This window comes from Ardenticatenales bacterium (assembly GCA_020634515.1).
In the GTDB taxonomy this organism is placed as follows: Bacteria; Chloroflexota; Anaerolineae; order Promineifilales; family Promineifilaceae; genus JAGVTM01.
Genome location: JACKBL010000002.1, coordinates 992,723 through 1,016,260, shown reverse-complemented (window position 1 = coordinate 1,016,260; position 23,538 = coordinate 992,723). Strand labels below are relative to the sequence as shown.

General features: G+C 61.0%; 11 protein-coding genes and 4 tRNA genes. 10 read left to right on the top strand and 5 right to left on the bottom strand.

The features are described 5' to 3' along the window. Positions 1-266: 266 nt before the first annotated feature. The 8 genes from H6650_08625 to H6650_08590 all read left to right on the top strand — a co-directional run bounded on the left by H6650_08625 (position 267) and on the right by H6650_08590 (position 19,042). The gene (locus tag H6650_08625; GenBank protein ID MCB8952060.1) at positions 267-3,728 is read left to right on the top strand and encodes a DUF11 domain-containing protein; all 3,462 of its coding nucleotides are present in this window, start codon (positions 267-269) and stop codon (positions 3,726-3,728) included. 252 nt (positions 3,729-3,980) lie between these two features. Beyond that, on the top strand, positions 3,981-10,754 hold the full coding sequence (locus tag H6650_08620; GenBank protein MCB8952059.1) for a DUF11 domain-containing protein: 6,774 nt from the start codon (positions 3,981-3,983) through the stop codon (positions 10,752-10,754). Between the two features lie 88 nt (positions 10,755-10,842). After that, the gene (locus H6650_08615) at positions 10,843-14,253 is read left to right on the top strand and encodes a DUF11 domain-containing protein (GenBank protein ID MCB8952058.1); all 3,411 of its coding nucleotides are present in this window, start codon (positions 10,843-10,845) and stop codon (positions 14,251-14,253) included. Positions 14,254-14,368: 115 nt separating this feature from the next. Continuing rightward, positions 14,369-15,292 carry a hypothetical protein gene (locus H6650_08610; protein ID MCB8952057.1) on the top strand — a complete coding sequence of 308 codons (924 nt, stop codon included), beginning with the start codon at positions 14,369-14,371 and terminating at the stop codon, positions 15,290-15,292. 422 nt (positions 15,293-15,714) lie between these two features. After that, complete coding sequence (locus H6650_08605) at positions 15,715-16,035, top strand: hypothetical protein (protein ID MCB8952056.1); 321 nt, start codon at positions 15,715-15,717, stop codon at positions 16,033-16,035. 86 nt (positions 16,036-16,121) lie between these two features. After that, entirely contained in the window at positions 16,122-16,418 is a 297-nt protein-coding gene (locus H6650_08600; protein MCB8952055.1) for a type II toxin-antitoxin system Phd/YefM family antitoxin, read from the top strand. Next, positions 16,409-16,828, top strand: a complete 420-nt coding sequence (locus H6650_08595) for a type II toxin-antitoxin system VapC family toxin (GenBank protein MCB8952054.1) — start codon at positions 16,409-16,411, stop codon at positions 16,826-16,828. Before H6650_08600 ends, H6650_08595 begins: the two co-directional genes overlap by 10 nt. A gap of 603 nt (positions 16,829-17,431) precedes the next feature. Beyond that, on the top strand, positions 17,432-19,042 hold the full coding sequence (locus tag H6650_08590; GenBank protein ID MCB8952053.1) for an ABC-F family ATP-binding cassette domain-containing protein: 1,611 nt from the start codon (positions 17,432-17,434) through the stop codon (positions 19,040-19,042). Between the two features lie 243 nt (positions 19,043-19,285). Here the strand turns inward: H6650_08590 and H6650_08585 are convergent. The 3 genes from H6650_08585 to H6650_08575 all read right to left on the bottom strand — a co-directional run bounded on the left by H6650_08585 (position 19,286) and on the right by H6650_08575 (position 19,530). After that, positions 19,286-19,357, bottom strand: a tRNA-Ile gene (locus tag H6650_08585). Positions 19,358-19,379: 22 nt separating this feature from the next. Then, a tRNA-Gly gene (locus H6650_08580) sits at positions 19,380-19,450 on the bottom strand. Positions 19,451-19,456: 6 nt separating this feature from the next. Further along, positions 19,457-19,530 (bottom strand) — tRNA-Pro (locus H6650_08575). A 292-nt stretch (positions 19,531-19,822) separates the two neighbouring features. Here H6650_08575 and uppS point away from each other — a divergent pair. Next, on the top strand, positions 19,823-20,638 hold the full coding sequence (uppS, locus tag H6650_08570) for a di-trans,poly-cis-decaprenylcistransferase (protein ID MCB8952052.1): 816 nt from the start codon (positions 19,823-19,825) through the stop codon (positions 20,636-20,638). Between the two features lie 18 nt (positions 20,639-20,656). On the opposite strand, the gene tilS is transcribed toward uppS, so the two are convergent. Further along, a complete protein-coding gene (gene tilS / locus H6650_08565) occupies positions 20,657-22,123 on the bottom strand; it encodes a tRNA lysidine(34) synthetase TilS (GenBank protein ID MCB8952051.1) in 1,467 nt (488 codons plus the stop codon). A 71-nt stretch (positions 22,124-22,194) separates the two neighbouring features. Beyond that, positions 22,195-22,277, bottom strand: a tRNA-Leu gene (locus tag H6650_08560). A 414-nt stretch (positions 22,278-22,691) separates the two neighbouring features. On the opposite strand from H6650_08560, the gene H6650_08555 reads away from it, so the two are divergent. Continuing rightward, on the top strand, positions 22,692-23,534 hold the full coding sequence (locus tag H6650_08555) for a DUF4388 domain-containing protein (GenBank protein ID MCB8952050.1): 843 nt from the start codon (positions 22,692-22,694) through the stop codon (positions 23,532-23,534). Positions 23,535-23,538 lie beyond the last annotated feature (4 nt).

Genomic DNA, 23,538 nt, shown 5'->3' with positions numbered 1-23,538 from the left:
TGACAAATGAGGCCGGGTCTATTACAATAGTGGCTATTGGCGAATTGTGTGTTTCTGCAATTCACCATTTCCTCCCCAATTCGCACGTCTGCCATGACGTGCGTCCGCTTCCGATAACTTTGGGCTTCCCTTTCCGGGCAGCGCAACCATCCGCTTACATCCGCTTACATCCGCTTACATCTGCCCACCGATTCCATCCGCACACATTTTTAGTCCGGTCAGCCAAACATCTCTGACGATTCGCACGACGTGCAACTGGAGGCTTTATGTCCCGCCCACGCATTCGGCCCGTTTTCGCGCTGTTGTTGTTTGCCTGCCTGCTGCCGGCATTGCGCGCGCAAACGCCACCCATCGCCGACGCACAAACGGAAGGATGCCCACCCGCCGTCGTCGTCACCAGCCGCGCCGACAGCGGTCCGCGAACGCTGCGCCACGCGCTGGCAACCGTGTGCGATGGGGGCGTGATCACGTTTGGTTTTGCCCTGCCGGCAACCATTCGCCTCACTACCGGCCATCTCGTCGCCGACCGTTCGGTGACGATTGACGCCACCGGCAGCCCCGGCGTGACCGTCAGCGGCAGCAATGCGGTGCGCGTGCTGCGCGTGATGGACAATGCCACGGTGATGCTGAACAACCTCACCATCCGCAACGGTCTGGCGGCAATCGGGGGTGGTATCTTGAATGCCGGCACGCTCACCCTCAATCACGTCACCCTCACCGCCAGCGCCGCCCGTGCCGCCACGGGAACCAGCCGCGGTGGCGGCATCATGAACCTGCACGGGACCCTCATCCTCAACGACAGCCGCGTCCAAAACAGCATCGCCGCCAAAATCCACACCGACCCGGAGGACATCGGCGGCCTGGGCGGAGGTATCTTCAACGAAGCCGGCTCCGTCATCCTCAACCAGAGCGTGATCGCGGACAATATCGCCGAACTGGGCAGCGGCGGCGGCGTGTACAATAACGGCGGGCAGGTGCAGGCCGACGGCGCGACGTTTAGCGGCAACAAAGCGGGATATTCCGGCGGCGGGCTGTTCAACAGCGGCGCGGCTGCGATTGCCGGCAGCACGTTCAGCGGCAACGTTGCCCTCATGGAGGGCGGCGGTATCTCCCACGCCGGCGGCCTGCTAGACCTGCGCAACAGCACGATTTCCGGCAATCAGGGAAACCCGGCGGCCAATGGGGATCGCGGGGCGGGGGTGTATGCGTATGCCGGCATTCTCACCCTCAACAACACCACCATCACCCGCAACACCAATGTCAATGCCGGCGCCGGCATCTACAACACCACGGCCACCGTCACCTTCACGAACAGCATTATTGCCGGCAACATCGCCGACTTCGACTGCGCCGGTCCCCTGGAAACCGGCGGGCACAACCTCGTCAGCGGCATCTTCTGCCCCCTGGACGAGGCCAGCGACCTCTTCATTGACAGCGACCTCGTCTTCACCGAAGTCCTCTCCGCCACCCTGAACGACAACGGCGGCGGCACGCAAACCCACGCCCTCCTCCCCTACAGCCCGGCCATCAACACCGCGGACGACGCCACCTGCGCGGCGGACGACCAGCGCGGCGTCCCCCGCCCGCAAAGCTTCGCCTGCGACATGGGCGCCTACGAGGCCGACAGCGACGCCGACCTCATCCTGGGGTACGCGCCCCACGCGCGCTACGTGCCGCCTGACCAGCCGCTGGTTTATACGCTGGTGATCACCAACGCCGGGCCGCTGGACGCGCACAACGTGGTCCTCACGGACACCCTCTCCGCCGACGTCACCTTTCTCTCCGCCGACGCCGACCTGGGCGCGTGCGGGCAGGCGGGCGTGATCGTCACCTGCACCTTGCCGCTGCTGCCGGCATTCTCCACCACCAACGTAGACATCATCGTCATGCCGCCCGACGGACCGCGCGCGGTAACGAACCGGGCCATCGTCCTCGCGGACACCGTAGACGCCTATTTGCCCGACAATAATGCCGGCAGCGAAAACCAGGTCTGCCACTGTACCGATCTGGCCCTGGCGCAAACCGTCACCCCCACCGCGCCCCTGCATGGCGACATCATCACCTTCACCGTCACCGCCGTGAACAGCACCACGGCGGAGATCGCCACGCGCATTTTCCTCACGGACACCTTCCCCAGCAGCGCCGTGCTGATCACGTTTACGACCACCACGGGCGAATGCGAATTCCTGGGCAACCGCGTCGCCTGCGCCCTGGGCACGCTGCTGCCGGGCGAGTCGGCGGACGTGGTCGTGGCCGTCTTCGCCAACGAGACCACGGAACTGGAGAACCTGGCGCAGATTGACAGCTACGAGTTTGATTACACGCCGGACGACAACAGCATCGCCCGCAGTGTGGACGTCGTGCCCGTTTCCGACCTGGGCGTGACGAAAAAGGTCAATCCCGGATTGGCGATCCTCAACGAACCGCTCACGTACACGCTGGTGCTGTCCAATGACGGCCCTGACGTGGGTCGCCCCATTCGCATGGTGGCCGTGCTGCCAGATAGCTTCACCTACGTGCCGCCGTTTACGAAGCAGGCGCGGCTGCATTTCCACCTGGACGACCCGCCGGGCAGCACCCAGTTCCATGACAGTTCCACCTACGGCAGCGACATGACGTGCAATGCCGGCAACTGCCCACAAGCAGGCATCGGCGGACGTTTTGGCGCGGGATTGCAGTTTGATGGCAGCAATGATTACCTCTCCGGTCCGACCGGAAACGGTATGAATCCGGGCGCGGCTTTCACGCTGGCTGCCTGGATGTATGCGCCAAATGCGAGCCAGGAGAAAATGATCGGGGGCAAGTCGGACAACACAAACAGCGGCTATCTGTTGGGTTACAAAAGCGGCGATCTCTATGCGCGGGTGTGGGATACGTCCGGGCAGTTGTTCAGTTTGCAGGGCGGCTCGATTGCCAGCAACACCTGGGTGCATCTGGCGATGACGTGGCAGACAAACGGGCAGTTTACGATCTACGTCAATGGGCTGCCGGTGGGCAGTATGCCGGCAGGTCCATTCATGGTAGGCAGCAATTCCGTTCCCTTTGAGTGGGGGCGCGCGCCCTGGGGACAATACTATTTCAACGGCAAACTGGATGAGGGCCTCTACTTTCGCCGTGCCCTGAGCGCGGGTGAGGTGCGCGACCTGTACCTGGGGGTGTATGCGGCGGCGTGCGACGCGCTGAATAGCGCCACGATCTCCTGCGTGCTGGCGGCGCTGGCTCCGCAGGAATCGGTGTACACGAATATCACCGTTGTGCCGACGCAAGAGGGATGGTTTAACTACCGCGCGGACGCGGCGCAGCCGACGCACGATCCGAATTTGCAGAACAATACGACGTTCCTGCGCACGAGGGTGGTCACATCCACGGCGATTACGCTGACGATGGAGGTGCGTTATTCAATGCAGGACGGCAGCTTTGGGCATGGCCTGGTGTGGCTATTGAACGATGGCACGTTTGTGGACAACGATGCCGGCACAGGCACATGGCAAAGCCTCACCCAACCAAAGCGCCTGACCCTCACCTATGACCCCGGCTACTCTTGCAACGCCCTGATGACGGGCGAGGTATTCCCGGAATTTGTGCCCCACGTGCAGGGCGTGCGCCAGTGCCAGGACGGCACCGGCTTGACGGGCATCTGGCGCGGTGATTTTATCCTGCCTGATGAAGGCTCGTCGCCGCTACTGACTCTTGACTACACGAATTTCTCGTCTGTTCTTTTTCAGTAGGCCGCAGATGAACGCGGCATATCTCGCCCACAGGAAGACGGCTGCGACATCGGGGGCGTGGCCCCCCCGCCGATTAATCAAGGGGTGTGTTTCATTTCAGTTGACTGTTGCTTGCTGTAGGACAATTCGGCGAATTGTCCTACGCCATGAAGGGACAATTTAGGCAAATTGTCCTACGGCGCGGGCAGCCCGAGCAACCCATTTGAAACACCACCTTCATCAAGTACCCCCAAGAAAAGGACGGTAAATGCCATGTCCGCGCCCAAGTGGAAGAGTTTGCTCCCCCTCATCACCGCCGCGCTGCTGCTGGCGGCGACGATTCACTTCACCCACCCGGCCCGTGCCGCCGGCGGCTGCGCCCCCGTGGTCACCGTCACCAACGCGGCGGATAGCGGCGCGGGCACGCTGCGCCAGGCGCTGGTGGACGTATGCGCCGATGGCCTGATTGATTTCGGCTTCGCCACGCCCACGACCATCTTTTTGCATACCAACCATCTGGCCGTGAGCAAGAACGTGACCATTGACGGCTCCACCGCGCCGGACGTGGCCGTGAGTGGCGGCAGCATCGTGCGCGTGTTCAAAATTGAGGCGGGGCGCGTGGTGACGATCAACGACCTGACGATTCGGGATGGGTATGCGCCGATTGCCGCCGGGGTGTTTAATGCCGGCACACTCACCCTGCAAAACGTCACCATCACCTTCAACAACGCCGGCGGGGGCACGGCCAACCGCGGCGGCGGCCTCTACAACCTGTACGGAACCGCCACCCTCCTGGACAGCGCCATCACCTACAACACCGCCGCCCAGTACAACAACCCGCCCGACATCCAGGGCGGACAGGGGGGCGGCATCTACAATGACAACGGCACGCTGATCATCAGCAACAGCACCATCGCCCACAACCTGGCGGAACAAGGCTCCGGCGGCGGCGTTTACAACACATCCGGGACCGTGACCATCACGGACGCCACCTTTGACGCCAACGTGGCCGGCTTCGAGGGCGGCGGCCTGTTCAACGGCGGCGGCGCGACGGTCCGCGACACGGTGTTCAGCAACAACGAGGGGTGGAAGAAAGGGGGTGGCATCCTGCAAAGCGCGGGGGCGCTCCACATCCACAGCAGCACCTTTTCCGGCAACACCGGCAACCCCGCCGCCGGCGGCGATCAGGGGGCCGGCCTCTATGTGCGCGTGGGGCAGGTGACGATGAACAACAGCACGGTCACGAATGGGCAGAGCGTGGACCGCGCAGGCGGCGTCTACCTGGAAAGCGGCTCGTTTACCTATGAGAATTCGATTATTGCCGGCAACAGCGGCGGCAACAACATCAACTGCTATGGTCCCGTCACCACCGGCGGGCACAACCTGGTGGTGACGAACACGGGCTGCCCCGTGGACGAGGAGACGGACATCGGCGTGGGCAATGGGGTGGTGTTCACGACGGTGCTGTCGGAGACGCTGGCGGACAACGGCGGCCCCACCCGCACGCACGCGCTGCTGCCGTATAGTCCGGCGATTAATGCCGGCAATCCCGCCACCTGCGAACCCACGGACCAACGTGGCCTGCCCCGCCCGCAGAGCTTCGTCTGCGACATGGGCGCGTTAGAAGCGGAAAGTGCCATTGACCTGACGCTGGGCTTCGCGCCCTTGCCTCCGTACGTCCCCGCGGACGCGCCGCTGACCTACGCTTTGGCCATCACGAACGCGGGACCGCTGCCGGCAACCAACGTCCTCGTCACCGACACCCTGCCCACGCAAGTCACCTTCATATCCGCCGACGCGGGCCTGGGGGCGTGCCAGAATGCCGGCAACGTCGTCACCTGCACCCTGCCCTTCATCCCCGCCAGCACCGTCGCGCACATCGACATCGTGGTCATGCCGCCCGATGGTCCGGCAACGATCGGCAACCAGGCCATCGCCTTCGCCGAAAACCCAGAAGCGTACCTGCCCGACAACGAAGCCGGCGTGGACACCACCGTCTGCTACTGCACCGACCTGGAGATCACGCAAACTGTTTATCCGCCGGCCCCCTACCACGGGGACATCGTCACCTTCACCGTCACCGTGGTGAACACGACCACGGATGAAATCGCCACCCGCGTTTTTATCACGGACACTTTCCCCAGCAATGCCACGTTGATCACGTACACGAGCAGCATTGGCGACTGCCAGTTTTTGGGCAGCAGTTTCGCCTGTAGTTGGGGTGAAATGCCGGCAGGTGCCTCGGAGCAGTTGCAGGTGGTGGTGCTGCACAATCCGGGCGTGGGCAGCATCGAAAATACGGCCACCATCGCCAGCCGCGAAATCGACTACAACCCGGAAGATAACACCCATTCCCTGGAAGTATTCTTCACCAAAGTGTCCGACCTGCAACTGTTCAAAAAGGACAATCCAGGACTGGGCCTGCTCAACGAACCGTTGACGTACACGCTGCTGTTGAAGAACGCGGGGCCGGACGTGGGGCGACCGGTGCGCATGATCAATGTGCTGCCGCCCAGCTTCATCTACGTGCCCCCGTTTACGGACGAGGCGCGGCTGCGGCTGCACCTGGACGAGCCGCGCGGCGCGACGACCTTCAAGGATTATTCCGCCTACGACTCTTTGTTCACCTGCGCCGGCTCATCTTGCCCCACCGCCGGCGGCGCGGGCCGTTTTGGCGCGGCGCTCTCCTTTGATGGAAATGACTATGTGCAGGGGCCGACGGGCACGGGAGTGAATCCGGGCGCGGAGCTGACCGTGGCGGCCTGGATTTATTCGACCAGCACCAGCAGTGACCGTGAATATGTGAACAAAGGATTCCAGGGCAACGGTTATGTTTTGGGCCAGTTATCTAACAAGATTTTTGCCGGCATCTGGGATGCCACAGGCACGCACTTTTCGCTCAATTCCGGCGCGCTTCCCAATAACCAGTGGGTCCATGTCGCGTTCACCTGGAAAACGGGCGGCGAGTTCGTGGTTTATGTCAATGGGAATGAGACGGGGAGCAGAGATGCCGGCATTTACCCCATCGGCAGCAATTCCAACCCCATCTACATCGGCAAAGCATCCTGGGGCAACTACTTCAACGGGCGCATTGACGAAATCCACCTCTTCCGCCGCGCCCTCTCCGCCGGCGAAATCGGTCTCCTCCACGGCGGCAACTACGCCGCCGAATGCGACGAAGCCAACCAGGCCATCACCTGCGACCTGGCCGCCCTCAACCCGAACCAGGTCGTCCCCGTCAACATCACCGCCATCCCCACGCAGTTGGGCGTCTTCAACAGCCGCGCCGACGCAGACCAGATCACCTACGACCCCGACTACAGCAACAACACCACCTACCTGCGCACGCGCGTCGTGCAAACAGACAGCATCACCCTCACCGTGCGGCTGCAATACCGGATGCAGGACGGCGAAGGGGACATCAACGAACTGTGGCTGCTGAAAGATGACACCTTCATGGACGATGAAGCGGCCACGGGCACGTGGTCGTTCATTGACGAACCACTGCGCCTGACGCTGCAATATGACCCCGGCTACAACTGCGACGCCTTCATGGTGGGGCAGATTGGCGGCACGCCCCCCTACGCGCAGGGCGCGCGCGAATGCCAGGACGGCTCCGGGCGCACCGGCCTGTGGCGCGGCTACTTCTTCGCCCCACCGGCGGCCAGAAACAGAAACCCGGTTTTTTCAAAAAAACCGGGTTTCTATGACGGTTGCAGCCCGGCGATTGTCATCACCAGCGCCGCCGACAGCGGTCCCGACACGCTACGCCAGGCGCTGCTGGACGTGTGCGCCAGTGGTCTGATCACGTTTGACTTTGACCAGCCGACGACCATTGTCCTCACGTCTGGCCAGCTTGTGGTGGGGCAATCGGTGACGATTGACGGTGCCACGTCGCCCGGCGTGACTGTGAGCGGGAACCACCAGCAGCGGGTGTTTAAGATTCAGGCGGGACGCGCGGTGACGATGCGCAATCTGACGATTCGGGATGGGTATGCGGCGATTGGCGGGGGGGTGGTGAATGCCGGCATTCTCACCCTCAACCACGTCATCCTCGCCGGCAACGCCGCCGCCGGCTCCGGCAACAACCGCGGCGGGGCCATCTTCAACGACGCCGGCGGCAACCTCACCCTCCACGAAAGCACCGTCAGCAACAACACCGCCCTGGAACTGTACATCTATCCGAACCATTACGAAGGACGCGGCGGCGGCATCTACAACAACGGCGGCGTCGTCATCCTCAACCAGAGCGTCCTCGCCCACAACGCCGCCCAACTCGGCTTCGGCGGGGGCGCGTACAACCTCTCCGGGCTGCTACAACTGAACGACACGCTGGTGCAGGACAATCTGGCGGAAAGTGAAGGAGGCGGTATTTATTCCGATGGCGCGGCGGTGATCGCGCGCAGCACGATTGCCGGCAACCAGGCCCTGAAAAACGGCGGCGGCATCCTCCTCAGCAGCGGCTCCCTCTGGCTGCACGACAGCACCCTTTCCGGCAACATGGGCGACGACAACGCCGGCGGCGACCAGGGCGCAGGCCTGTACATGCGCACCGGGTCGGCGACGATCAACAACAGCACGATCACGCGCAACGTGGAAGTGAGTACGGGGGGCGGCTATTACGTGGTCGCCGGTCTGCTCTCGTTTGGGAACTCGATAATTGCCGGCAACGATGCCGCCAGCGCCAACGACTGCTATGGCAACGCCCTCAGCAGCGGCCACAACCTCACCCTCATCGGCTCCGGCTGCCCCGTGAACGACACGGACATCACCGTCAGTGCCGGCATTATCTACAGCGAACTCCTCTCCGAAACCCTGGCAGACAACGGTGGCCCCACGCCCACACACGCCCTGCTGCCCTACAGCCCGGCCATCAACGCCGCCGATCCCGCCGCCTGCGACGCTACGGACCAGCGCGGCGTGCCCCGTCCGCAGAGTTTCGCCTGCGACATCGGCGCCTTCGAGACGGAAACGGCGGTTGAACTCACCCTCGGCTTCGCCGCGCTGCCCACCTACATCCCCGCCGACGAACCGCTGACCTACACAGCCGTGATCAGCAACGGCGGCCCCATGGATGCGCACAACGCCGTTTTCACCGATACGTTGCCGGCAAACGTCACCTTCCTCTCCGCCAACGCCGAACTGGGGAGTTGCAGCCACGCCGCCAACGTCGTCACCTGCACCCTGCCACTCATCCCCGCCGACACCACCACCACGGTAAACATCATGGTCATGCCGCCCGACCGCCCGGCGCAAATCAGCAACAGCGCCGTCATCCTGGCCGACGACCAGGAAGCGTATCTGCCGGACAACAGCGACGGCGTCGATAACACCGTCTGCTACTGCACCGACCTCGTCATCAGCCAGACCAGCTTCCCCGACCCCGCCTACTACGGCAACATCATCACCTTCACCGTCACCGTGGTCAACAGCGACACGGAAGTGACCACCGGCGTCTACGTCACAGATACGTTCCCCGCCAACACCACCGTCCTCACCTACACCACCAGCCAGGGGACGTGCGCGTTTCTGGGGCACGACGTGGCCTGCCAATGGGGCAGCCTCGCCGGCGGGCAGTCGGCGCAAATGCAAGTCGTCGTCGCCCCCAATCCGGGGGCGATTGACCTCACCAACAGCGCCGTCGTCGCCAGCTTCGCCTTCGACTTCCACCCGGAGGACAACAGCACCGATTTGCAGACGATCCTGCGCCCGCTGGCCGACCTGCGCGTGACCAACGTCGCCAATCCCGGCGTGGCCGTGCGCGGTCAGCCCTTCACCGCCACCCTGGTGATCGACAACGCCGGACCGCAACGGGCAGAGCCAATCACCATGACGCTGCCGCTGCCGCCGGGCATGGTTTACGTGCCTCCGCTTTCGGACGAAGCGCGGCTGCACTATCACCTGGACGAACCTGCCGGGTCTACCACGTTCGCGGATAGCTCCAGCTACGGCACGGACCTGACGTGCAGCGGCGCCACCTGCCCCAGCGCGGACGTAGGCGGCCAGTTTGGCGCCGCCGTAAAATTTGATGGCAGCAACGATTACTTGCAGGCTCCCTCCGGGGACGCCCTCAACCCGGGGGAGGCGTTGACGTTTGCCTTGTGGATTTACGCCCCCAGCCCCGGCAGCGACCGGAAATTTGGCGGCAAGGCCGTTTCCAACACAGGCTACGCCCTCGGCCACATTCAGAACAAGCTGTATCCGGAAGTCTGGGACGCCGTGGGCACAAGGTATACCTTCCAGTCTGGTTTCATTCCCGCCAACAATTGGACCCACGTGGCCATGACGTGGCAGACAAATGGCTATCTGATTGGCTACATCAACGGCATCGAAGTCAACCGCATTCCCACGGGAGCCTATCCCATCGCCAGCAACGACAACCCCTTTATCCTGGGGCGGGCGCCGTGGGCTTCGCAGTTCCTCTTCAACGGCAGGCTGGATGAAGCGTACGTTTTCAACCGCGTCCTCTCGCAGAAGGAAATTTTGTCGCTGGCGGCGGGGGGCTACGTGGCAGATTGCGGCGTGGCCGGTCAGACCCTTACGTGTACGATGCCGGCACTCGACGCCGATCAATCCGTCATCGTGAACACCGTGGCCGTGCCCTTGCAGCTTGGCCTGTTTGCGTACGACGCCGTCGTCAGCCAGGAGATTGACGACCCCGACCTGGCGAACAACGTGGCCGCGCTGCGCACCTTCGTGCTGCGGCAGAGCGACATCCGGGCCATCGTGGATGTCACCTACATCATGCAAGACCTCTCCGGCGGTGTAAACCGCGTCTGGATGCTACAGGATGGCACATTTATCGACAATGAGATCAGCACCGGCGTGTGGGCGCTGCTCACGGAGCCGCCGCGGCTGCAACTGGATTACGACGATCCGTATCAGTGCGGGGCCTTGATGACGGGCGAGATCAGCGGGCTACCACCGAAAGCGCGAGGGCTGCGTGTCTGCCAGGATGGATCAGGGCTGGTTGGCTTGTGGCGTGGCGATTTTGCGCAAGCCCAGAAACCGGGTTTTTTGGAAAAACCCGGTTTCTCCTCCGAATGATCTTCCCGGAAGCTTCGTCACAGATGATGGTCCTGGATAATAGCTTCCGGGAAGATGTTCATGAAGTTTCCTCCCTAAAGGATTGAGCATGTCCGTTAAACGATGGAAAACGCATTTGGTGATAGCGGCTCTGCTGATTGGCTTCGTGGGCCTGGCCATGCCGCCCCGGCAGCGGTCCGCCGCCGCCGGGGATTGCAGCCCGACCATTGTCGTCACCGGCGCGGCGGACAGTGGTGCGGGGACGCTGCGGCAGGCGCTGTTGGACATCTGCCCACAGGGGTTGATCACGTTCGATTTCCCTGCGCCCACGACCATTCTGCTCACCTCCGCGCCGCTGGTGGTGAATGTGTCCGTGACGATTGACGCTGCCGGCGCGCCGGGCGTCACCCTGAGCGGCGGCAACAGCCGGCGCGTGCTGGGCGTGAGCAGCGGCGTGGTCGTCGGCTTGCGCGGCCTGACGATTCGGGATGGGTTGGCGGGGTATGGGGGGGGAATTCTTAATGCCGGCATTCTCACCCTGGAAGCCGTCACCCTCACCCAAAACTACGCCAGCCACAACAGCCCCACCAACACCCGCGGCGGCGGCATCTACAACCAGGGCGGCAGGCTCATGCTGCACAACAGCCACATCAGCGGCAACGTAGCCGTGAAAACGACCGACGACCCGCCGGACGAATACGGCGGGCACGGCGGCGGCATCTACAACGACAATGGAACCGTGACCTTGTTTGCCAGCGAAATTGCCGGCAACATCGCCGAGTCCGGCGTCGGCGGCGGCATCTACAACGATTCCGGCATCGTCTCCATTTTGCGCGGCAGCATTGACGGCAACCAGGCGGAATACGAGGGCGGCGGCGTCTACAACGTAGGCAACCTGCGCATCGCCAGCAGCACCGTCGCCCACAACATCGGTCTGATATACGGCGGCGGTGTCTCGCAAACTGCCGGCAGCATCATCGTCGCCAACAGCACCTTCTCCGGCAATAAGGGCAACGTCGGTGCCAGCGGTGACTACGGCGCGGGACTCTACTTGCACGCGGGCGCGGCCAACCTGAACAACGTCACGTTCACGCACAACGAGGGCGTGAGCGGCGGCGGCGGCATCTTCAACGAAAATGGGGCGCTGACGATGCGGAATAGCATTGTTGCCGGCAATTCCGCCTCCGTCGGCGCCGACTGCTATGGTTCTTTCACCAACAACGGCTACAATCTCACCGGCCAGAACACCGGCTGCCCCGCGCCGGGAGAAACGGACATCATGGTTCCGGTCAACGTCGTTTTCACCACCGTTCTCTCGGATACACTGGCGGACAACGGCGGCCCCACGCGCACGCACGCGCTGCGGCCTTATAGTCCGGCGGTGAATGCCGGCAACAGCGCCACCTGCGCCGCCGCCGACCAGCGCGGTGTCTCCCGCCCGCAAAGCTACGGCTGCGACATGGGCGCGACGGAGACGGAGAGCGCGGTGGATTTGTGGGTAGAATATGCGCCGTTGGAACCATTCTTGCCCGCCAATACGCCCTTCACATATGACATCCTCCTGCACAACGATGGTCCCCAGGCAGCCACGGACGTGATCATCACGGATACGCTGGCCGCGCCGCTGACGCTGCTCTCGGCGACGGTGGATGGGGGGGTGTGCGGAAATGCCGGCATCATCATCACCTGCACCCTGCCCACCCTGCCCGCCAACAGCGCCGCCCACGTGCTAATCGACGTGCAGCCGCCCGCACACCCGGCCCAGGTCCACAACGAGGTCGTTGTCTTTGCCGCCAATCCGGAAGCGTATCTGTGGGATAATGCCGGCAGCCTGGACAACGCCATCTGCCCCTGCACCGACCTCAGCCTCAACGTCACCGATGCCCCCGCCACGCCCTACCTGGGCGACATCCTCACCTTCACCGTCTCCGTCGTCAACACCAGCACCGAAATCGCCACCAACGTCTACGTCACCAACACCATCCCCGCCGTCAGCACGCTGATCACCTACACCACCAGCCAGGGCGCGTGCAGCTACGTGGGCACAGGCGTCGCCTGCTTCTGGGGCGCGCTCCTCCCCGGCAGTTCGGCGCAGCTTGATGTGGCCGTTCTCCCCGGTCAAACGGGGCAAATGCTGAACACCGCCGCCGTGGACAGCTACGAAATCGATTACACGCCGCCTGATAACGCCCTCACCAACGCCGCCCGCGTCAGGCCCGCCGCCGACCTCGTGGTGCATGAACGGGCCAACCCTGGGCTGGCGGTGCAAGGCAGCCCCTTCACCTACACGGTGCTGCTCTCCAACGAGGGACCGAACAACAGCCGGTTCATCACCATGACCACGCTGCTGCCGCCCACGTTCAGCTTCGCCCCCGCGCTGAACGCGGAAGCGCGCCTCAATTTGCACCTGGACGATCCGTCGGGCGCGATGACGTTCCGCGATAGCTCCAGCTATGGCGACGACCTCACCTGCGTCACGCAAGCATCCTGCCCTTATGCCGGCAACGAAGGACGATATGGCACAGCACTCAACTTTTATGGCGACGATTACATGGTCGGTCCTACCGGCGAAGGGCTGAATCCGGGCGCGGAGCTAACGCTGTCGCTTTGGGTCAAAACCTCTTCCGCCAGCGCGGACCGCAAATTCCTGGGCAAGGGACAGCAAGGCTATGGCTATGTGCTAGGGCATTACCAGAACAAGTTGTACGGGCAGGTGTGGGACTCGGTGGGCACATTATACAGTTTTCAGGCGGGTAATTTGCCGGCAAACACCTGGCTACACGTCGCCCTCACCTGGAAGACGGGCGGGGACCTGGTGGGTTACATCAACGGGAACGAGGTGGCGCGCGTGCCCGTAGGCAACTATCCCATCGCCAGCACCCCCTTCGCCTTCACCGTCGGGCGCGCGCCCTGGTCCGGCAACACCTTCGTAGGCGGCATGGACGAAATCATGCTCTTCCGCCGCGCCCTCTCCGGCAACGAGATCGAGGCACTGGCCGATGGCGTCTACGTCAGCGACTGCCGCGACGACGACCAGAGCGGCAGCGTCGTCTGCCACCTCAACGCCCTCGCCCCCGGCCAGATCGTCGCCAGCAACCTGCACATCATCCCCGGCCAGTTGGGTCTCTTCACCTACACCACCGGCGCCACGCAACGCACCTACGACCGCGACCTGACGGACAACGCCACCACCGTGCGCACGCTGGTGGCCGACGAAGCGGATATTGACCTGATCATGGACCTCACCTACCACATGATAGACGGCAGCGGCGGCACCAATCGCGTCTGGCTGCTCCTCGATGGCACATTCGTGGACAACGACGCGGAAACGGGAACCTGGGAGACACAACCCGATCCCGGCCGCATGATCCTACAATACGCCCCCGGCTACAAGTGCGACGCCTTCTCCACCGGAACCTTCATCCTCCCCGGCCCCTACTTACAGGGCGTGCGCACCTGCCAGGACGGCTCCGGCATTTTTGGCCTCTGGCACGGCGACTTCATCACCGCTTTCCAGTAGTGGGAGAAGCAATCGGGATAGTGACAAAGGTGAGATTTGTCACTATCCCGGTTGTTTTCATCGTTACGACCCCGCGCCGGGCTAACATCTCGAAGTTATAATTGGAAGAAAAAGAATGAGTTCACTGAAAAAACCGGGTTTTTCGACTGTCCGGCGGAAATTGCCAGAGTGGTTCATGTGCAAAAACCCGGTTTTTGGCCTTTTTTCAGAAGAGTCAAGAATGAGCAAGCAAAAGTCAAAACGACCAAAAGGTAAGAAAAAACGGGAAGCAAAACGACGACCAGAACGGCCACTCTTAACTATTTGGCCCATTGAATCAGATGTTCCCACCAATGATTTATTCACTTACAGAAGGCTGGATGACCCGGCAGCCCTGGAATGGATTTTGGAAGATTTCATTTACGAACTCGAATCAGGCTACTTTTTACAATGGGAAGCGGTTGTCAGTCAGGAACAGAACCTGCCCCTGACAAAAAAACAGCAGGAAGCGTTGGCCGGTTTGCTCCATTTTGGCGATGAGCCAGATGAACGCATCCTTTATATTGACGAAATCCCACGTCCCAAAGAACCCTGGTATGCCATTGCCGGCAAACTGGCCTCATTGATGGTTAAACATCCCTTTCACACCTCTGAAATCATGTACGGCATCTATGATGAAGAAGGCTGGCCAATGTTGGTCAGCGTAATTAGCAAACATGGACAACACCTATCGTTACCGGCAAGCGTTAAATCGCCGCTTGACATATTCCCATCCGATTTGCAGCACAGATTGTGGCTGCAAACTTGTTTCGCCTCCCTATCCGGGCTGGGACAGGATGAAATACTCACCCTGGCTAATGAAGAACAACAGGATCGGGTGAAATGGTTTATTCGTGACCTGCGCAAACATAAAGACACAGTTCGGTATCTCAACTTAACGCTGGACAGTTTGCTGATGCACGTCATTTTGCCGCCTGAAGATGAAGTCCTATTTGTGCCCATGATGATAGAACAACTAAGTTTACCTTCGCCGCAAACACCTTTGGTAGATTATTTGTGAAACCACGAAGACCCATACTTTTCACAATCGTAAATCAGCGCCAGTATTAGCCGTGGTTCAATGGTAGAGTAACGCTGTCCCCTTAGGCTAAACTTTTCAGTTATCCAAGTCAGTTTGTGTCCAAAGAGGAACTTGCGCCAACAGGTTGGAGTCTGGTCGGTATCCCCTCTTATCAAGGAGGTTGGTCCATGTACAAAAGGTTTCTTACTGGACACTGGCGTTTTTGGAGTCGAGGCTTCAGCCGGTCTACATATGGGGGGTTGACCCGGCTAAAGCCTCGACTTCGATCACCATATGTGGATTTCGCCAGACTATGGCGGTCCCACGCTCACTATGGCGCTGCTGCCCCCCAATCCGGCCATCAACGTGGGCGACGCCGTTGCCGGCGCGGCGTCTTGCGTCCGCGGGGAACGGGCTGCGACATGGGCGCATACGAGGCAAAATGGGCGGCGATTACCGGCGCGCTCGACTACCAGTTCTTTATGAACGACGGCAGCGAAGGGGCAGGGACGTACTGGCTACTGGCAAACCGTCGAAATGTGGACGAAGTGGGCGGCAAGGATGCGTGGGGCTTCCAGCCAACGCAGCAGCGGTTTGTGTTGCAGTACAATCCCGGCGTTTCCTGCAACGCCCTGACTCTGGTCCGGTTTATCGCGCCGTTATCGATGCAGGGTTCGCGTTTGTGCCGCGATGGTTCGGGAAATGCCGGCGCTGTCCTCGCCACCTACAATCCGGGCGAGTAGACGACAGGCAACGGCCATTTTCTATTGACAGTTCATCTGAGCAAAGGGTAAAATAGCCATGTAAATAGCCATCAATGAGGTGTAAGATGACGACAACTTACTCTATTGCGGAAGCCCGCAATCAGTTTGCGGCGCTGATCCGAAACGCAGAGGAAAACAACCAACCCGTTCAGGTGACGCGGCGTGGTCAGCCGGTGGCTGTCATTCTTTCTACGGAAGAATATACCCGATTGCTGGCTCATCAACCGGAACGCAATTTCTGGGCTGCCTGCCGGGAATGGCGACAGAAATGGAATGTTTCGGAACTGGACATGGATCCAGATGAAATCTGGGGGAATGTTCGCGAACAAACATCAGCGCCGGACGAAGATCCATGGCCATAAAATATCTGCTGGATACAAACCTCGTTTCTGAACCTGTGCGGAAGGTACCGAACCAGAAAGTTATCAAGCGCCTCGAAGCAGCAGCGGGGGAGCTCGCTATTGCCGCGACTACCTGGCATGAACTGCTCTTTGGCGTACTTCGTATGGACAGGTCCCCGAGACGTACAGCCCTTGAGCAATATTTACTCAGTATCATTCAGCAGGAAATTCTGATACTGCCCTACGACGCTGACGCAGCTACCTGGTTTTCTCAGGAGCGCGCCCGTTTATCTCGGCAAGGTCTAACGCCATCTTACCCTGACGGGCAGATTGCGGCAGTAGCAGCAGTCAATCATTTAATCCTGGTATCACGAAATCAAAATGATTTTGCTCAGTTTTCTGGTTTACAGGTGGAAAACTGGTTTGCCTGATTCGTTTGCGAGCCGACCAGACGAGTATTCCCGTCGCCGCCGACTGAGTGGTCAAGACCGGCGACTTCGTCAACCTCATACCCCCGTTTCTTTTTTTCATCACGCAAACACTTTGCTATTCCATCAGCAATTCCAATTTTGGAATCCCTTGGTAGGGGCGGGATGACCGGGAAATACCTTCGTCTAGCGTAAGGTGTTGTCTCCCGGTCATCTCGCCCGCATTTACGGCCTGTGCGGGCGAGATGGCGCGGAGACGAGGCCTCTTGTTTCCTACAGGTCTATTCCGCGCCATCCCGCCCCTACCATATTTGGAATTGCTGCTATTCCATCAAGGGCATTCGCCCGCTTCTTCTCCCTCTGCTATAATCTCCACCAATCACTTGCCACTGTCCACGATTCACTTCTACCCCTCTGAGGTTGCCAATGACGATTCGCTAGTTAGCGGCTGTTCGCAAAAAGTTAGCGAGATTGTGCGGACAGCTTGATTGAGCAGGCCAGCCCCCCGTTCTGCCTGCGCGCTCCCGTAATCCGGCGTGCTGTTTGCCGCGCCAGATTACAAAAGTCTGGGAGACTTTTGTAATCTTTTCATCACGGAGGCCCCTCATGCTAACGGCGCACCACATCAGCAAGTCATACGGCATCAACCCCATTTTGCATAACATCACATTTACGGTCAACGCGGGCGACCGCGTGGGTCTCATCGGCCCCAATGGCTGTGGCAAAACGACGCTGCTGCGCATCCTGGCAGGCGCGGAGCGATCCGATGGCGGCCACATCACGACCGTTCCCGCGTCGCTGCGCATGGGCTACCTGGCGCAGGGCTTTGAACCGGAACCCGGCCTGACTGTTGGTCAGATTATCGCGCGGGCGGCGGGGGACCAGGCGCAGCTCGCAGCGGAGGTGACGCGGCTGGCCACGGCGCTGACACAAAACCCGGCCCACGCCGACTGGCAGCAGGCGTATGATCTGGCTTTGGAGCGGCTGAGTCGCCACGATCCGGGGCGTGCGCCCGCGCTGTTGGCGGCTATGGGATTGGGGGATGTGCGGGGGGAAATGCCGGCATCCAATCTCTCCGGCGGCCAAAAAACACGTCTCGCGCTCGTCCTCGTTCTCCTCGGCGACCCGGAACTGCTGCTGTTGGACGAACCGACCAATCACCTGGACATCGAAATGCTGGAGTGGCTGGAATCCTGGCTGGCCGATTTCCCCGGCGGCGCGCTGATCGTCTCCCATGACCGCACATTTCTGGACCGCACCACCACGCGCATCCTCGACCTCGACCCGGATACACACGCCCTGCGCGAATACGTTGGCAACTACAGCGACTACCTGGCGCAGTTTGAGCAAGAGCAAGAGAGTCAGTGGGCGCAGTGGCGGGATCAGGCATATGAGATCCGGCGCATGAAACAGGACATCGCGCGCACGATGGAACAGGCGCGCTCCGTAGAGCGGTCCACCACGCCGCGCCAGCCCAACGTGCGCCGGCTGGCGAAAAAGGTCGCCCAAAAAGCCAAGTCGCGGGAAAAGAAACTGGAGCGGTATCTGGAATCAGATGAACGGGTGGAAAAGCCGGCCCGCCACTGGCAGGTTAAGCTGGAATTCGAGGGGCACGCGCATCTGGGGCGGGACGTGCTGACTCTGGAGAATGTGGCGGTGGGGTATGATAGGCCGCTGCTCACCGGGCTGAACCGGCAGATACGGGCGGGGCAGCGGGTGGTTCTGACGGGGGCGAATGGTGCCGGCAAAACCACGCTACTGCGTACAATCGCCGGGGAAATACCGCCGTTGGCCGGGCAGGTGCAACTGGGCGGCAGCGTCCGCCTCGGCTACATGACCCAGGAGCAGGAGATGCTAAACCCAATGCTCACCCCGCTGCAAATGCTGTGGCAAGTGGCGGCCATGAGCGAAACGGATGCCCGTTCCTATCTCCATTTCTACCTGTTCACGGGGGATGACGCGCTCCTTCCCATTGTGCGATTGAGTTACGGCGAACGCGCCCGCCTGATGCTGGCCTGCCTCATCGCCCAGGGGTGCAACTTCCTCCTCCTGGACGAACCTATCAACCACCTGGACATTCCCTCCCGCACGCTGTTTGAGCAGGCGCTGGCGCAGTTTGAGGGAACCGTGCTGGCCGTTGTCCACGACCGTTATTTTATTGACCGATTTGCGACGGATGTGTGGCGCGTGAGCAGGGCCACACCAGAAACGGCTTGAGACAAGTCTACATTCGCTTGTACGGCTCCACAATGGCTAAGCCTGGATGGGATTGACTTTGGATTATCCGGTGTAACTGCGAAGCCAGATTGGATCAATTTTCACCGGAGAAAATTGGTCCAATCCGCTAACTTTATTGCGGACAGCTACTTAGCAGTTGCCAAAACAGTTTCCGGGAGGGTGGTCGTGAACAGCTACAAGCGGAATAACTTCTCCCATGATCCCCCAATACCGTCAATCCAATGGGCCCGCCAGGATTCGAACCTGGAACCGATCGGTTATGAGCCGACTGCTCTGCCGTTGAGCTACAGGCCCCTATTCCCATTTTCCCCCAAAGAGCGGCAGACGGGATTCGAACCCGTGACAGGAGCTTGGAAGGCTCATGTGTTACCCCTACACCACTGCCGCGTATAGTCGGGGCGGCCGGACTTGAACCGACGGCCTCTCGGACCCAAACCGAGCGCTCTACCAAACTGAGCTACGCCCCGATCCTGTATTGTTGGACCGATCCATAGTATACTGAGGCGTTCGGCACACGTCAACAAGTGATAACGCCGTGCGGCAAACCTGACCTGGATAAACGGGAAAAGAACCTGCCACGAAATTCACGAAAATGAGAATTGCCGTGTCCATCACGGGTATCGTTCCCGCAGCGTGTACAATTCATAGGCTGGGAACTTTTGGCAATCGCGCCGGTTCGCATGATAATTGGCATCTGACCCGCGAGTGACCAGAAGACAACGACATGGTTGGGCGCAGCCTGCAACAGAGGAAAATGTAGTGAATATCAATATCTTGAAATCTTCCGCCGCCGTGGATGAGTGGCTTAGCCAGATTGAAACAACCTGGAGCAATGTCCCAGACCTGCGTCGTGGACCAAACGAGATCAAACATCTGGCCGTCATCTGCGATGGCAATCGTCGTTCAGCGCAGAATAAAGGGCTGGCGGCGCAGCATGGCCATCGCATGGGCGTGGAGGTGATCAAGGGGATTGCGAAGGCATGCCGGCATTGGCGCATCCAACACGCCACCTTCTGGACATTCTCTACGGAAAACTGGCGGCGGCAAGGAGACCAGGTCAACTTCCTCATGAGCCTCGCCGCCCGCTACCTCCGCGACGAAGAAGCCATCGCCGAACTGATCAGCAACGAAACCCGCTTCGTCCATCTGGGGCGCAAAGACCGCCTCTCGCGTACCATCCTCTCCTCCATTCAGCGGCTGGAAGAACGCACCGCCGCCTACGACCATTATTACTTTAACCTGGCGTTGGATTATGGCGGCGTGGATGAGGTAGGGCGGGCCATTACCAGCATCGCGCAAGCGATCAGCCGCGGCGAACTGGAACCTGATGCCCTCACGCGCAATCCCGATCTGATTTTCAACTTCCTGGACACGGCGGGGCAGCCGTTGCCGGACCTCGTTGTGCGCACCGGCGTGCATGAAGGGGAGATTCCACACACAAGCGGCTTTATGCCCCTGCAAGCAAGCTACGCCGGTTGGTGTTTCCTCCCCGACTATTTCCCCGACCTGACGCCGCAAATCCTGGCGGCGACGATTGAAGATTATTACGACGCGCAGATGCGTTTTGGAACCTGAGTAGTTGTTTAGATTGGTTCATTCTCCAAGAATGAACCAATCTTGCGGACGGCGATAGCAGCGTAACCGCCAGGCAGGGCGGTCGGCATACCGGACGCGGGCGCGTTCGTCAAGCTGGTGGCCGACGATCCAGACGAGGTGATCGGCGGTCGTGACAAGGGGCCAGTGGGGGCGGAGGGATGCCGGCATTTTCCGATCAATCATCGCCTCCTTCACCGACTGCGAACGCCCACCCAACCCCAACGGCTGAAAACGCTCGCCGGGCCGCCGCCCGCGCAGCCACAGTGACGCCCCCGGCGGCAATTGCACCACCGCCTGCCACGGATCGGGATTGGCGCGCACACGCTCCACATCCACCGCCGCCAGCCGTTCCACCGCCAGCATCCAACCATGCGCCAGCGATACCGCCCCCGTCAGCCATTGTGGGGCAACGTGCGTCAACTGCGGCAACGTGGGCGTGGGCGCGGCTCCATCCAGGCGCAGCATCAACGTATCGTACCCCACGTGCAGCGTGATGCCGGCAGGCAGCGTCGTCATCTTACCCACCACACCCGTTTCCGCCGCCTGCCGCGCCAACTCCAGCGCACGAAAACCCACATCCCGCACCATGGGGCAAATCTCGCTCACGGCCAGGCGCAGCACGCCCCGCCGTAGCGCCAGCGGCAGCGCCTGCCAGCGCGCCAGGTCCAATTCCAGCCAGCCATCCCCCGCCCGCCGCCGCAGTCGCGCCAACTGCTCCGCCGCCAGATCGCGCAGCAGCTCAAAATCGGCGGCCATCAGGGCTGCCAGTTGGGTAAGGCGGTCGCGCACCTGGGGGTTGAATGTCGCCAGATAGGGCAGCAGGTCATGACGCAGGCGGTTGCGATAAAACTGGGTGTCCAGGTTGGATTCGTCGGTGAGGGGGTGGAGGTGGTGATGCCGGCAATAAGCCACCACATCAGCGCGCGTCACCGTGAGCAGGGGGCGTAGCAGCGTCACCTGGGGGCAGCGAGGCAGCGGACCGGCGGGCAGCATCCCGCGCAGCCCGGCCATGCCCGCCCCACGCAGCAGGTGCATCAGCACCGTTTCCGCCTGATCGTCCGCGTGGTGCGCCACGAGGACAAACGCCGCGCCTGCCGCCGCCGCCGCGCGCGCCAGGAAGTCGTAGCGCGCTTCCCGCGCGGCCTCTTCCAACGTCATGCCGGTTTCCCGCGCCAATGCCGGCACATCCACGCGCTCCGTATAAAATCGCGATCCACCATCACGCGCCAGCGCCGCCACATAATTCGCCTCCGCGTCGGCTGCCGGGCGCAGGCCGTGGTCCAGGTAGGCCACCGTGAGCTGGGCGGTGGGGTGCAAGTCGGCGTGGGCCAGCGCGTGCCACAAGGCCGTCGAATCCGGGCCGCCGGACACACCCACAACCAGCCGCGCCGCCGGCGTCCAGCGCGGATAGGCAGCGGCGGTTTCCCGCCAAAAACGGCGCAAGGCCGCCGTAATCACGTCCACTTGCGTTATCTATCCTCCGCCAAAAACAAAACAGCCCGACAATGCGGGCTATCTTTCCGGGTTTACTGCTGTAGGGCGGGTGGGATTCGAACCCACACGGAGTCACCCCCGGCGGATTTTAAGTCCGCTGCGTCTGCCGTTTCGCCACCGCCCCGGGCATCAATACAGGCGTATTGTAATGCCGCGCCGGGGTTTGGGCAAACGGTTTGTGGCCGGCGATAGGCGGTTGACGGGGATGGGTAGGGAAGGGGTGAGGCTTTGATGCCGGCATTTCATCCCCGAAAGTACCATTGTCATTTGCCGGGCAAACGCTTAAATATGGAATAAGCTCGAAATGGGTCCGATCATTCGCACCCGCAATGTGACATAAAATTGTTTGACGCCCCTGATGGCTACAGGTATAATGCCGGTCTACTATTGAGCGTAAACATAAAGTCAAGAGTTTTGCGACAATCTGCTTTCTCTCGTGGCACACCGTGTCTGGCGTCAGGCTGAATTGCAGCGAACGTTCCCCCCGTCCCTTTGTTGAGGTCGCGGGGAGATTTCCATATCAGGCAGAGCTACCACTATGGCCCTAAAAGGCAATCTGCGCGACTTTTCCACAACACAACTCCTGAATCTCATCAACCTGGCGCGTAAGACAGGCACGCTGACGATCCATAGTGACGACATGGCGCAAATGTCGTTTCGTGGCGGAAAGCTCATCTACGCGATGATGGGTGACGCGAGTAATGGGAACCTGGCGTCGGTTTTGCAACGTGCCGGCAAGTTATCCGCCGAACAGGCACGATTTATAGAGCAGCGCGCCCAGGGAACCAGTGAAAAACAACTCGGCCACCTCCTCATCCAGGCCGGATACGTCACCCAAAGCGACATCATCCAAAGCGTGCGCCAGGATATTCTGGACACCGTTTACAAGCTGTTCACCTGGGGCGAAGGCATATTTCGGTTTGACGCCAACGAAATGCCCCCCGGCGACCGCATCACCATTCCCATTGACCTGGAAAGCGTCATTATGGAAGGCAGCCGACGGCTAAAGGAATGGGAACGGCTGCAAGAAGAACTGCCCGACCTGGACATCTCGCTGCGATTCACGGATAAGCCTGACGCACGGCTGCGCAACATCAACCTGACCGTGCAAGAGTGGCGGGTGGTTTCTTTTATCAATCCCCGCAACACCATGCAGCAGATTGGCCGGGCGAATAACCTGAGCGATTTTGAAATTCGCCGCATCGTTTATGGGTTGCTGCAAGCGGGTTTGATTGAGATAGTATCTCGTCCACGTCCGGTAGCCCCCGTCCCCGCGCCCTCTACGGAACGGCGTCGCGCCGTGCCAGAGCCAAAGCCCATTGAACCGGCAGTGAAACGCTCCGTCGTCCGCCGCCTGATTAATCGCATTCGCAGCCTGTAATGGC

Bases quoted from the DNA above. Each gene is read 5' to 3' on its own strand.
- H6650_08625 (MCB8952060.1), top strand. From the start codon at position 267: ATGTCCCGCCCACGCATTCGGCCCGTTTTCGCGCTGTTGTTGTTTGCC.
- H6650_08620 (MCB8952059.1), top strand. From the start codon at position 3,981: ATGTCCGCGCCCAAGTGGAAGAGTTTGCTCCCCCTCATCACCGCCGCG.
- H6650_08615 (MCB8952058.1), top strand. From the start codon at position 10,843: ATGTCCGTTAAACGATGGAAAACGCATTTGGTGATAGCGGCTCTGCTG.
- H6650_08610 (MCB8952057.1), top strand. From the start codon at position 14,369: ATGAGTTCACTGAAAAAACCGGGTTTTTCGACTGTCCGGCGGAAATTG.
- H6650_08605 (MCB8952056.1), top strand. From the start codon at position 15,715: ATGGGCGCATACGAGGCAAAATGGGCGGCGATTACCGGCGCGCTCGAC.
- H6650_08600 (MCB8952055.1), top strand. From the start codon at position 16,122: ATGACGACAACTTACTCTATTGCGGAAGCCCGCAATCAGTTTGCGGCG.
- H6650_08595 (MCB8952054.1), top strand. From the start codon at position 16,409: ATGGCCATAAAATATCTGCTGGATACAAACCTCGTTTCTGAACCTGTG.
- H6650_08590 (MCB8952053.1), top strand. From the start codon at position 17,432: ATGCTAACGGCGCACCACATCAGCAAGTCATACGGCATCAACCCCATT.
- H6650_08555 (MCB8952050.1), top strand. From the start codon at position 22,692: ATGGCCCTAAAAGGCAATCTGCGCGACTTTTCCACAACACAACTCCTG.